The organism is Paraburkholderia polaris, assembly GCF_012927345.1.
Lineage (GTDB): Bacteria > Pseudomonadota > Gammaproteobacteria > Burkholderiales > Burkholderiaceae > Paraburkholderia > Paraburkholderia polaris.
Genome location: NZ_JABBGJ010000016.1, coordinates 164,405 through 176,720 on the forward strand (window position 1 = coordinate 164,405; position 12,316 = coordinate 176,720).

Sequence of the window (12,316 nt, forward strand, 5' to 3'; positions counted from 1 at the left end):
GCGCGCAACGCCACACGCCTTCACGACGCTCGCCCAGTCAGAGAACTTCACCTTTTCTGCTGCTTCAGTCAGCCGGGCAAAACGGCACGGGCGCAAGGAACACCGATTCCTGATGCACCAGGTACGGCAGGATGCGAGGCGTGAAGGCTTGCCAACGCGGATCCGCTGCGAGCTTCGCGCGCTGCGCGGCGCGATGCGCGTAGTCCTCATAGCTCCAGCAGAACACGACCGAATTCAACGTGCCCGAGTCTTTTGTCCAGCAGCCCTTGAGCCGCGCGTACTGACTGATGATCGCGAGCCCCTCGCGCTCGTAGATTTGCAGAAACTCACCCACCTTTCCTGCCGTAATCTGGTACGTACGCATTTCCACCAACATGATTGCCTCCTGTTGCAATTCAAACGCTCACAAAACGATGGCCGCCGAGCACGCTGTCGCGCCGCCCGGCAGCCCTGTACTCCACTCCAGGTTAGAAGCTGTGTCGGATGCCCACGCGCACCGCGACCTGATTCGGCGTCGACGAAGGTGACAGATAAGTCAGATCCGCTACCGCAGCGTGTCCCGTCGAATCGACGCCGCTGGCGCGTTGCCAGGCAACGATCAGGTAAGTGAAAGTACGTTTGGAAAATGAATACTCGGACCCCGCCGCCAGCTGGTTGTAGTGCGCATGCGGTGACGACGTGTAGTCGTAGGTCAGACCCGCCATGACAGCCGGTGTGAAGCTATGACTGACGAACGCTTCGTACGAGCCGAGTGCCGCAGAACCCTGGAACGTGGTGCTGGTGGTCGCTACTGCGTTGCTGAAGCGCGTGTCGGTGTAAAGCGCGCCCAATGTCGTGGCGCCGAACTGATAGTTGCCGGCTACTCCGAGCGTCTGCATGCTGTGCGCGGTGGCGTAGCCGCTATAAATCGGGTTCGTTACAGGATTCGTAAACGCCTCGCCGGCTGTCGCTCCCGTGGTGCCGTCAAATCGCGTCACTGCCGGGTTGTTCACATAGAGATAGGCGGCCGCCAGCTTCAGCGGACCGTTCGCATAGCTCAGGCCGAAGCCGTACTGCCGCGAGTCGCCGACCGAACCCGGCACGCCACCGAAACTATAGAGCGCGCCCGCCGTGATGCCGCGATACGTCGGACTCACGTACTTGATCGCGTTGCTGACGGGATACGTGCCCCAGATTCCGTCCACATCGCCCGCATGCGACGACAGCGAGCCGCCGAACGCCAGCGATGAAGTCAGCGGCTGGAGATTGGTCACCATGAAGTCATACTGCCGCCCAAGGCGCACGCTGCCGTAGTTTCCGGACAAGCCCACATATGACTGACGGCCGAACAACCGGCCGTTATAGCCGAGCTTGCCGCTATTTACGTCATAGCCGCTCTCGAGCTGGAAGATTGCGCTCATGCCGCCGCCTAGATCCTCACTGCCCAGCAGGCCAAACTTGCTTCCGCCCATACCACCGCTGAAGGTCTGGTAATTGGCATGGCCGCCCTGATTGTTGGTGTAGGTAATGCCATCGTCGGCGACGCCGTAGAGGGTCACGCTGCTTTGCGCCTGAGCGACCTCTGCAAGGCAGGCCAGCGCTATTAGGACAACTATTTTTTTGCTCACGAGAAATCCTGTCGAATGAAAAAGTTGATTTGATCAAACGCTGAACTACAGAACGAACAAGGTTGCCACTGGAACGGCTTGTGATCCACGCGCAGCGCGCTCACGCATTGCAGCGCCGAGGCTCTTTACTTCTCAAAGCGGTGCCCGGTCTGCATGCAGGCCGGGCGCCACCATCGCAACGCGGACCGTCAGGCCGCGTGCCCAATCAGAAATCCCACCAGCAAACCGAGCACCCCCGAACCTGCACCGACCAGCCAGACCCGCAGACCCGATGCCGGGCCGGGTTTGGGCGTGACGGCGGACGGCTTCGTGTCGCCATGCGCCTGAGGTTGCACGCCGCGGGTGAGTGGCGCGTCGTCCGGCTGTGTCTGCGGCGCCGGCTCGACAACTTGCATGGCGTCCACGGGCGCCGCCTCCTTTTCGATGTGCGCCTTCAGCGCGCCGAAGAAGGCGTCGAGATTCTTGCCCGCCGCGGACTGAATCAGGCGGGACCCCACGCTCATTAGCTTTCCGCCGATTTCGACATCCGCGTCGTATGCGAGCACCGTGGTCTCGGCTTCCGGTTCGAGTTGCACGCGCGCGGTGACCTTCGCAAAGCCAACTGCGCCCGCATTGCCCGTGCCGACGATCGTGTAAGCCCTGGGTGGATCAAGATCCGACAGCTCCACATTGCTTTTGAAGGTCGCCGCCACCGGACCCACGCGAATCTGCACGGTCGACTCGAAATGCCGGTCGTCCAACATCGCGAGCGATTTACACCCGGGCAGGCACGCCTCGAGCACGGCGGGATCGTTCAGCGCACGCCACACGGCCTCGGGTCGTGCGGGGAGAATGCATTGATCAGCTAGCTTCATCGCGGCTCCTCAGCATTCGTAGAGTTTGAAGAGCGCCTGGGTGCCGTTGCGCGTAAAACCTTGCTCGGCGAGCTCCTGATAAAGACTGCGCACCAGGTCCAGCCCCGGCAACTCACATCCCATGTGAGCCGCTTCCTCATGCGCAATCCGCATGTCCTTGATGAAATGCTCGATAAAGAAGCCAGGCGCGAAATCGCCTTTCGCAATGCGCGGCCCCATGTTATTCAACTGGAAGCCGCCAGCCGCGCCGCCGCCGATCGCGCTCAACACGGTCTGCGCATCCAGCCCGGCGCTGCGCGCATAGGCCAGGCCTTCGCACACGCCCAGCATCGTCGATGCGATCACGATCTGATTGCACAGCTTGGTGTGCTGACCCGCACCCGGTCCGCCTTGCAGCACGATGTTCGTGCCGAGGCAGCGCAGCATCGGCTCGACCCGCGCGAGCACATCGGCCGCGCCGCCCACCATGATAGACAGCCGCCCCTCGCGCGCGCCGACATCGCCGCCCGAAACCGGCGCGTCCAGCACGTGCACGCCGCGGGCTGCAGCATGCGTGGCTAGCTCTTCGGCCAGTTGCGGGCTCGAGGTCGTCATGTCGATCAGCACGGCATCGCGCCGCGCGTTCGCGATCAGACCGTCGTCGCCGAGGTACAGCGCGCTCACGTCGTCAGGCGTGCCGACGATCGTGATGACCACGTCGGAGGCTTCAGCGAGCGCCTTCGGGGTGGCGTGCCAGGATGCGCCCGCCTCGATGAGCGGCTCGGCCTTCGCACGCGTACGGTTATAGACGTGTAGCGGATAGCCGGCTGCGGCGAGCCGCGCCGCCATCGAGGCGCCCATGATGCCGAGGCCGATAAAGCCGATAGCAGGTTTGATTGCAGATTGATTCATGATTGTCTGATCCGGTCAGAGTTTGTCGCGCAACAGGTCGCGCAACAGCATAGGAGTCAAAGGATGACGGTCGGCGACCACGCCGAATGGCGCTAGCGCGTCGTTCACGGCGTTGGTCAAGGCGCCGAGCGCGCCCATCACGCCGCCTTCGGCCATCCCTTTGATGCCCGCCGCCGTCGCGCGGCTAGGCGTATGCAACGGGATGATCTCGAAGTTGGGTAATTCGGTCGACGTGGCGATCAGGTAGTCGGCAAGCGAGCCGGTCACGTTCTGTCCCGTTTCGTCGTAGCGCGTATGTTCGAACAACGCGCCGGACAATCCCATCGCCACTGCGCCGTGTTGCTGCCCTGTCACCACGGTGGGATTGAGCAGCGTGCCGCAGTCTTCGGCGATCACGTAGCGCGCAAAATGGATCGCACCGGTGGTTACGTCCACCTCGATCTCGCATCCGTGCGTCGAATTCGAGTAGGTCATCGGCGGCGGATCGTAGGTCAGGTGAAACTCGAGGCCAGGCGTGAGGCCCTCCGGCAGCGAAGTCGGATCCATGTAGGCACTCCGCGCCACGTCGGCGAGCGTTAGACCCGCGTCGACCCACGTGTCGCCGCTACGGCGCTCGACGCGCGCATCGACAAGCCGAAGCGAGTCGCTGTCCGGCAGCTCGAGACAACCGGCGGCAATGGCGAGCACCTTGCGGCGCGCATCCAGCGCGCACAAATAAAGCGCGCCGCCGCCCGCCGTGCCACTGCGGGCGCCGCGGCTGCCCATTCCGTATGGCGCGATATCGGTGTGGCCCAGATGAATACGCACGCTCGACGGATGCACACCGAGACCTTCGGCTACCGCGTTGGCCATCGCACTTTCATAGCCCTGTCCGCTGGGGCCGAGACCCACCGAGGCGTTCACGACACCACTCGGCTCGATACGGATCCAGCTTGCCTCGTGTCCCGAGCCCGGAATGCCGGCCGATTTATAGAAGCGCGAACCGTACGTCGTCGGCTCGACCACATTGCACAAGCCAAGCCCAAGATAGCGGCCGGCCGCCCGCGCGGCCTGCTGCCGTGCGCGAAACGCGTCGTAGTCGAAGGCCGCCAGCACCGCCTCAAAGGTTTGCGACGGCGTGATGTCGGCCAGCAATTCGCCGGTGGCCGTGCGGTACGGCAATTCTTCCGGCGTCAACAGGTTGCGGCGGCGTACTTCGACCGGATCCAGCTTCAGTTCGCGCGCAATCGCTTCCATCGTGCCTTCCATGACCCAGCTGGTGATGGACATCGGCGCGCGCATGGGTGCATTGCCGCACTTGTGACTGAGCACGATCTTCACGTCGAACGCGTAGTGCTGCAGCCGGTACGGTCCGCTCAACACCATCGCGACGACGCGCGCGAGGTAGTTCGCCGGAAAGAAGCAATACGCGCCGAAGTCTTCGCGCATCTCCAGATCGAGCGCGAGCAACGTGCCATGCTCATCCACCGCGGCGCGCGTGCGGCAGAAGTCTTCGCGCGAATTGGCCGCTGCGGTCAGATTCTCGAGACGGTCTTCGCGCCAGCGCACCGGCCGCTTCAGATGACGCGCGAGTGCAGCCACGGTCAACTCTTCGCGGTACAAGGCGATTTTCTGGCCGAACGACCCGCCGACATCGGGCGAAATCACCGTCACCTGGGACTCGCTGAGCCTGAGCCGTTGCGCGAGCTGAGTGCGCAAAGGATGCGGCACCTGGGTTCCGATGTGGAACGTCAGGTGGTCGCGCCCGGCATCCCAGACTGCTGCGCAACCGCGCGTTTCGATGGGCACATGGGTCTGCCGCTGCTGCTGAAAGGTCGCCTCGATCACGCGGTAAGCTTGCTGGCTCGCGCGCTGCGGATCGCCGTTCGAGTACGTCTGGTGCGACACCAGGTTGCCGGGCACGCCGGGGTCGACTTGCGCGGCATCGGCTTCGAGCGCCTGCCACATATCGGTCACCACAGGCAACGGCTCGAACTCGACCACGACCTGCTCCGCCGCATCTTCCGCGAGGTACCGGTCCGTGGCGACCACACACGCGACAAGATCGCCCTGAAAGCGCACGATGTCGGTCGGCATCGTCGCGAACTCGACTGGCAACAAGCCCTCGATCGGCGCGGCAACACGCATCGGCGTGGTCCACTGCGCCAGCTCCCGGCCAGTGACGACGGTCACGACACCGGGCATGCCAGCAGCCGCGGCAGTATCCACTGAAACGATCCGCGCATGCGCATGCGGCGAGCGCACAAAGCACACATGCAGGGCGCCCGCGATTTCGATATCGTCGAGATAGCGGCCATAGCCCGTCAGGAGGCGATAGTCTTCGGTGCGCGGCACCGCCTTGTTGAGGTAGCGAAACGTCTGCTCAGACATCGGCGGTCTCCCCGCGCATCCGCTCAGCCGCGATCAGGATCGCGCGCACGATGTTCTGGTACCCCGTGCAGCGGCACAGGTTGCCGGAAAGCGCCTCGCGCACCTCGGCCTCAGATGGGCTTGGGTGCTCGCGCAGATAAGCCTCGAAGGTCATCACGATGCCCGGCGTGCAAAAGCCGCACTGCAGGCCATGACACTCATGCATCGCCTGTTGAAGCGGCGAGAGGCGGCCATCCTGCGCGACGGCTTCGATCGTGGTGATCTGCACTTCGTCCATCTGAACGGCGTACGCGAGGCACGAGCGCGCCGGACGTCCGTCGATCAGCACCGTGCATGCGCCGCATACGCCGTGCTCGCAGCCGACGTGCGTGCCAGTCAGCCGGCAGTCTTCACGAAGCGCATCGGAAAGGAGCTTGCGAGGCTCGCATTGCACTTCGTGATGGGTACCGTTCACACTGAGATAAATTGCTTTCTTTTCCATAACTCACTTCGAGGTCGTGTTGGCCGGCTGCGTCGCACGTTGCAACGCGCGCGCCGTGAGCGCCCTGACGAGGTCGCGCCGGTACGCGGCGCTGATGTCCGGTTGATCGTACGGATCGATAGCGCCGGCCACCGCGTCGGCGATTGCAGCCAGCGTCGGCGCATCGACCGGCGCGCCGAGGAAGTCCGCAGCAAGTTCGTTCAGCACGAGCGGCGCATCCGCCACGCCGCCGAGGCCAATGCGCAGGCTGGAGAATCTGTTGCCGTCGACGACGGCGGTGAGTGCGCAAGCCGCAATCGCGAAGTCGCCGTGCCGCCTGCTAAAGAGTTCAAATGCGTGCCGCTCGCCCGGGCGTGCAACCGGAAAATACACGGCTCGAATGATTTCTTCGGCGGCGAGATCGGTCGTCATCACGGCAATCAGGAACTCACCGGCCGGCACCTCACGGCTGCCGTCCGGTCCGGCGATCTCGATGCGCGCACCGAGCGTGCTTGCAATGAGCGGCATTTGCGCAGCAGGATCCGCATGCGCAAGGCTGCCCCCAAGCGTGCCGCGCTGGCGGATCGCGTAGTGTCCGATGGTCGCGGCCGCTTCCGCGAGCAGCGGACAAGCGGCGCGCACCGTGTTGTTAGTGGCCACTTCGTGATGGCGCGTCATCGCGCCAATGGATAGCGAATCACCCGCAAGCGTCACGCCGCTGAGTTGCGGCAATGCGTTGAGGTCGATCAGATGCGCCGGCTGCGCAAAGCGCATGTTCATCATCGGCGCGAGGCTTTGCCCGCCCGCGATGACCTTGGCGTCAAAGCCGTGCAGCGCGAGCAGCGACAGCGCATCTTCAAGCGTGTGAGGCCGGTGATACGAAAATACTGCGGGTTTCATGCGTTTTGTGCCTTCAGATTCACGCCGCTCACCTGATCGAAAAGGTGCAGACGGCGGCGGTTGATCGACAGAGTCACGCGTTCGCCGACCTTGCAGGAACGCTCCTTGCCGACACGAAAAAACATCGACTGCCCCAAACATTGCAAGCCGATAAACTGATCGGAGCCGACCGGCAGCAACGAAGCGATGTCGCCCGTCAGCGAACAATCGGTCGCGTCGCCATGCTCGTCGATGTCCTCGGCACGAATGCCGACCGACACGGCCCGGCCACTGCATCCTGCAAGCAGGCACTGCGTCTCCTCATCGAGGGCGAGCGAAAGATCGCCGCTGCGAAAACGCAAACCGTGGTCGCCTTGCATCAGCATGCCGTCAATAAAGTTGATCGGCGGGCTGCCGAGGAAATTGGCGACGAATTTATTGGCTGGCCGCTCATAGATGTCGTCGGGCGAGCCGATCTGCTGCACGACGCCCTGGCGCATCACGACGATGCGGTCGGCGAGCGTCAGCGCTTCGGCCTGATCGTGCGTCACGTACACGAAGGTCGTCTGCATCGACTGATGCAACGCCTTGATGCTCGCGCGCATCGACACGCGCAGCGCCGCGTCGAGGTTCGACAGCGGTTCATCCATCAGAAAGACGGCAGGCTGGCGCACCATCGCGCGGCCCAGCGCGACACGCTGGCGCTGCCCGCCCGACAGCTGCCCAGGCCGCCGGTCCAGCAGATGCTCGATCTCAAGCGACTTTGCAGCCGCGCGCACTCGCGTATCGATCTCCTGTGGCGGATATTTGCGCATCCGCAAGCCGAAGGCGATGTTGTCGTACACGTTCTTGTGCGGGTACAGCGCGTAGCTTTGAAACACCATCGCCACATCGCGCCGGTGCGCCGGCAAGCCGTTCACCTCGACATCGTCGAACCGCAAGCTGCCCTGAGTGACCTCTTCCAGTCCGGCGATCATGTTGAGCGTCGTCGACTTGCCGCAGCCGGACGGTCCGAGCAGAACGAGGAACTCCTTGTCCTCGATCCGCAGATTCAGGTTGTCCAATGCGACATGCCCGTTCGCATACTGCTTGCCCACCTGCTTGAATTCGATTTGAGCCATGACCCTTCCCTTTAACCCTTTACCGCGCCGGCCGTCAGACCCGACACGATGTAACGCTCGAATACCACGGCAATGATCACAGGCGGCACGATCGCGACCACGCCGGCTGCGTTGATGAACGAAAAGCTCGTTGTGAAATCCGACGTGAACGACGCGACGATGATCGGGACGGTTTGCGACGCGGCGGTCTGCGTAAACATCAAAGCGAACAGGAACTCGTTCCAGCTGCTCAGGAATGTGAACATGATGACGGCGACGAGCGACGGCACCGCAAGCGGCAAAAACACCTTCAGCAACACCTGAATCCGCGAGCAGCCGTCGACCCGAGCCGCCTTGTCGAGTTCGTCCGGTAGCGATTCGAAATAGCTGAGCAACATGAAGACGCTGAACGGCACCGTGATCGCCAGATAGGTGATGATCAGCGACCCGACGCTGTCGAGCAGGCCGAGCTTGCGCACGAACAGAAAGAACGGCACGACGAGCGCGATATCGGGAATCACGCGGGTAGCCAGCATGAAATACACCGACAGATCGCGGCCGATATAACGGATTTTCGCCATCGCATACGCGGCCGGTACGCTGACGAGCAGATTCAGCAACACCACCGCAGCGGCGACCTCGAGGCTATTGCGCAACGCCGGCAGCAGGTACTGCGCGGTAGACGGAACGAAGGCAGCGTTGCCGTCGTCGGACGTCGTTCCGGTGCTCGCCGCGACGATCGCCTTGAAGCTGGACAGCGTGGGCGGATGGGGAATCCAGTGTGGCGGAATGGAGGTGATATCCGCTTCGCGTTGCAGCGAAGACGACAGCAACCACGCAACCGGCGCCAGCACATACAACAACATCACGATTGAACCGGCGAGCAGCGCGAGGCGCTTCAAAAAGAGAGAAGATGACATCGCTTAGAGCCTCTTGCCGAGTAGACGAATAATGGCGTACGACATCGCAAACGTGGCAAGCGCGAGCACATACGCGACCGCCGCACCGGTGCCGAACGACAGGTTGCGGAACGTCTCGACATAGATGTGCCAGGAGAGCACGTGCGACGCGTCGGCCGGACCGCCCTCGGTCAGAATGAAGAAGAGGTCGAAGTGCCGCACCGCCATCATCGCTTCGTAGATCATCACGAGCATGAAACCGGGTTTCAGCGCCGGCAGCGTCACGTGCACGAATCGACTCCACAGGTTGGCGCCGTCTACGCGCGCCGCCCCGTACAGGTCCGCCGGAATGGACTTCATCGTCACCAGCAGCAGGATGGTCGCGAGCGGCACTTCCTTCCACACGAATGCGTTGCTGATCAGCGCCAGCGTCTTGTGCGTGTCGCCCAGCCACACCATGTACTGGCCGATCACGCCCAGTTGCAACAGCAGTCCGTTCAGCGCGCCGTACCCTGAGTCGTAGATCCACTTCCACATCAGACCGTCGACCACATACGGAATAGCCCATGGAATCAACAAGGCGGTCGACAGGATGCGCCGGCCGCGAAACTCCTGATTCAGCAATAGCGCCATCAGCGTCGCGATGACCATGATCGCGAGGACCGACACGACGGTGAACCACGCGGTGCGCTCGACCGCCGCCCAAAACATTGGATCGCGGAAAGTCTGGATGTAGTTGCCGAGGCCGACGAACGACACGCTGCTCATGCGCGTCAAATGAATGTCGAACAGGCTCGTCCAGAACGAGTAAAGCACCGGAAACACGGCGACTGCGAGCAGCACCAGCATCATCGGCGTCAGCAGCAGCATCGCGCTACGCTGATCGGAGGGCGCCACGGAATGTCTGGCAAGCCAGCGGCGGCCCAGGGCTTGAACGCTCATATCGACCTCAGGCTTTGCTCAATGCGGTCCACTTCTGCGCGGACGTCTTCAGCGCATCTGCGACGCTCGATTGACCGAGGATCGCGGCTTGCCAGGCGGTTCCGTTGGTCTCGTCCCACTCGCCGAACCAGCGCGTGATCACATCCTTCTTGCGAGCCAGATCCTGCTGCTTCTGGAACATCGAGAAATCGCCGTACTTTTCATACGCGGTGCGGACTTCCGGGTCGTTAAAGAGCGGCTTCACGCCGAATGCCGTGCCGGTATCCAGGAACATCGCTTTCTGGAACGCGTACTGGCCGTCGAATCGTCCGCCGAACGCTTCGATCAGGCGTGTCGCCTCAGCAGCCCGCGTCTTGTTGGCGCCGGCGGCGGCGCTCATCGCGTGCATGCGCATCCACGCAACCGTGGCGTGCGAACCGTTCGGGCCGGCCGGCATCAACGCCTGTTTGATATGGCCCGCGACCCGCGATTGACGCGGATCGTTAAGCGCCTGAATCCGGTAGCGCGGCAACAACGCGAACGCGTGATTGCCCGACGCCACGGCCTTGAAACCGTTCAGTTCGCCCAGCTCGACGCAGGCAGGCGAAACGATGTGGTGCTTGTTGACCGCATCGGCAACCCATTGCAGGGAAGTGACCGCGCCGTGCTTCGGATCGTCCATCACCGCCTTGCCGCTGTCGTCGACAAAGCGACCGCCGTTGGAAAACACCAGTGACGACATGAACTCGATCAGCCAGCTTTCGCGTGCCATCGAGAGCATCAGCGGGTATTGCGAGAGACCCGCATTCTTGATCTTCAGCGATTGCGCGACCAATTCGTCCCACGTTGCAGGAGGCGCCGCGATGCCCGCCTTGGCGAGTTTGTCGGCGTCGTACAGAAACGCCATGTAGTCCGTGTAGTACGTGAGACCGTACTGACGACCCTTGTAGCGCATCGATTGGGTGCAGAAGTCCTGCACCTCGCCGTTGTACTTGAGCAGTTGCGGATAGCCGTCGAGCGGCGCGAGCCAGCCCGCGTCGGCCCACTCGGGCAGCCAGCCGTCGGACACCCACAGCACATCGATCGGCGCCTGGCCGACGAACTTCGTCACCATCGCCTCGCGATACTGCGCGAACGGGAGGTTGTTGTAGTTGACGTTCAACCCCGATTCCTTCTGAAACGGCACGAGCAAGCGCTTCACCGTATCGACGCCGGCCGACCAGGTATGGAGATTCACGCTGTCGGCAGCAAAGGCCCGTGACATCCCACCCACCAAACCGGAAGCAGCGAGCCCCGCGCCCGCCGACAACTGTAGAAATCGACGACGACTGTTCCCGAATCTATTGACGACGTTACTCATGGTTCGCTCCGACCGCCTGCGCGGCGCTGTTCACACGTGGCGTAGCCGCTGATCCGGCTACCTCTTGAGACGCGACGATATCTTCGAGAAAATAAATCGTCAACTGACGACATACATTTTTTATGCAGGAATTTTTTGTCTGTCGGTGACGCGGGCCAAGTGAGATAATCCCAGCGAATTCAGGCCTTTTACGTTATTTGATCTGATGAATTTCCTCGTCAGATCGCGCAATTCTTTATCGTCGATCGACGATTGACATGGACAACCTTGATACCGGACGAGCTGTGGAAGAGCAATGCGGTGGGAATTCTGCAGAGATCGGGCACGCACAGAGGGCAGCCCAGAATGGACGCACGTGAGTCGCATACGCGACTGAGGCGGTCAGAAAGTGATGGATGCTGGCCCGGCGAATCCGCCGAACCGGCAGACCGCTCGGCGCGTCACGCGCAGGTGAGTTCCAGCGCCGGCAGCAGTGAAGGCATGTCGGCCCGAAAAGCTCGGACGTGCATCGCCATCACCGCGTCGGAAGGCACAGTATTGTCATTCGAGTCAATGCGGCCCGCGTTGCCGAAGCGAGCGTGTCCTCGCAGGCATCATGCAACGCGGGATTGCTTGGCCGCATCCCAGCGTGGCCAGGCCGCGGCCGATGAATTAGCCGTTTATACGACCGCCCACAACGTCTGCAACCAGCAGCGCCGTCATGTTGACGATGCGGCGAACCGTGGCCGAAGCCGTCAGCACATGCACCGGCTTGGCCGCGCCGAGCAGCATCGGACCAATCGCGATGTTGTTGCCCGCCGCGGTCTTCAGCAGGTTGTACGAGATGTTGGCCGCGTCGATGTTCGGCAGCACCAGCAGGTTCGCGTCGCCTTCGAGCGTCGAGTCGGGCAGCACTTCGCGGCGCAGATTCGCGTCGAGCGCGAGGTCGCCGTGCATTTCGCCGTCCACTTGCAGTTCCGGCGCGCGCTCGCGCAG

Annotated in this window: 12 protein-coding genes; all 12 read right to left on the reverse strand. The window is 62.6% G+C overall.

The genetic code is table 11. The features are described 5' to 3' along the window. Nucleotides 1-64: 64 nt before the first annotated feature. A complete protein-coding gene (locus HHL24_RS16880; protein ID WP_169486578.1) occupies nucleotides 65-376 on the reverse strand; it encodes an NIPSNAP family protein in 312 nt (103 codons plus the stop codon). A gap of 91 nt (nucleotides 377-467) precedes the next feature. Next, the gene (locus tag HHL24_RS16885) at nucleotides 468-1,607 is read right to left on the reverse strand and encodes a porin (protein ID WP_329606682.1); all 1,140 of its coding nucleotides are present in this window, start codon (nucleotides 1,605-1,607) and stop codon (nucleotides 468-470) included. Nucleotides 1,608-1,795: 188 nt separating this feature from the next. Next, entirely contained in the window at nucleotides 1,796-2,461 is a 666-nt protein-coding gene (locus tag HHL24_RS16890) for a CoxG family protein (RefSeq protein ID WP_169486579.1), read from the reverse strand. Nucleotides 2,462-2,470: 9 nt separating this feature from the next. Next, a complete protein-coding gene (locus HHL24_RS16895) occupies nucleotides 2,471-3,352 on the reverse strand; it encodes an NAD(P)-dependent oxidoreductase (protein WP_169486580.1) in 882 nt (293 codons plus the stop codon). Between the two features lie 15 nt (nucleotides 3,353-3,367). Further along, a complete protein-coding gene (locus HHL24_RS16900) occupies nucleotides 3,368-5,722 on the reverse strand; it encodes a xanthine dehydrogenase family protein molybdopterin-binding subunit (protein ID WP_169486581.1) in 2,355 nt (784 codons plus the stop codon). Continuing rightward, the gene (locus tag HHL24_RS16905; RefSeq protein WP_169486582.1) at nucleotides 5,715-6,203 is read right to left on the reverse strand and encodes a (2Fe-2S)-binding protein; all 489 of its coding nucleotides are present in this window, start codon (nucleotides 6,201-6,203) and stop codon (nucleotides 5,715-5,717) included. The genes HHL24_RS16900 and HHL24_RS16905 overlap by 8 nt, the downstream gene beginning before the upstream one ends. 3 nt (nucleotides 6,204-6,206) lie before the next feature. Continuing rightward, nucleotides 6,207-7,082 carry an FAD binding domain-containing protein gene (locus tag HHL24_RS16910; protein WP_169486583.1) on the reverse strand — a complete coding sequence of 292 codons (876 nt, stop codon included), beginning with the start codon at nucleotides 7,080-7,082 and terminating at the stop codon, nucleotides 6,207-6,209. Then, the gene (locus tag HHL24_RS16915; protein WP_169486584.1) at nucleotides 7,079-8,182 is read right to left on the reverse strand and encodes an ABC transporter ATP-binding protein; all 1,104 of its coding nucleotides are present in this window, start codon (nucleotides 8,180-8,182) and stop codon (nucleotides 7,079-7,081) included. Before HHL24_RS16915 ends, HHL24_RS16910 begins: the two co-directional genes overlap by 4 nt. Nucleotides 8,183-8,193: 11 nt before the next feature. Then, nucleotides 8,194-9,081, reverse strand: coding sequence for a carbohydrate ABC transporter permease (locus HHL24_RS16920; RefSeq protein WP_169486585.1), 888 nt, complete (start codon nucleotides 9,079-9,081; stop codon nucleotides 8,194-8,196). 3 nt (nucleotides 9,082-9,084) lie between these two features. Continuing rightward, entirely contained in the window at nucleotides 9,085-10,002 is a 918-nt protein-coding gene (locus tag HHL24_RS16925) for a carbohydrate ABC transporter permease (RefSeq protein ID WP_169486586.1), read from the reverse strand. 7 nt (nucleotides 10,003-10,009) lie between these two features. Continuing rightward, nucleotides 10,010-11,341, reverse strand: a complete 1,332-nt coding sequence (locus HHL24_RS16930; RefSeq protein ID WP_169486587.1) for an extracellular solute-binding protein — start codon at nucleotides 11,339-11,341, stop codon at nucleotides 10,010-10,012. A 651-nt stretch (nucleotides 11,342-11,992) separates the two neighbouring features. Continuing rightward, the coding region (locus HHL24_RS16935) for a phosphate acyltransferase (protein ID WP_268966721.1) at nucleotides 11,993-12,316 on the reverse strand (324 nt) is incomplete at its 5' end.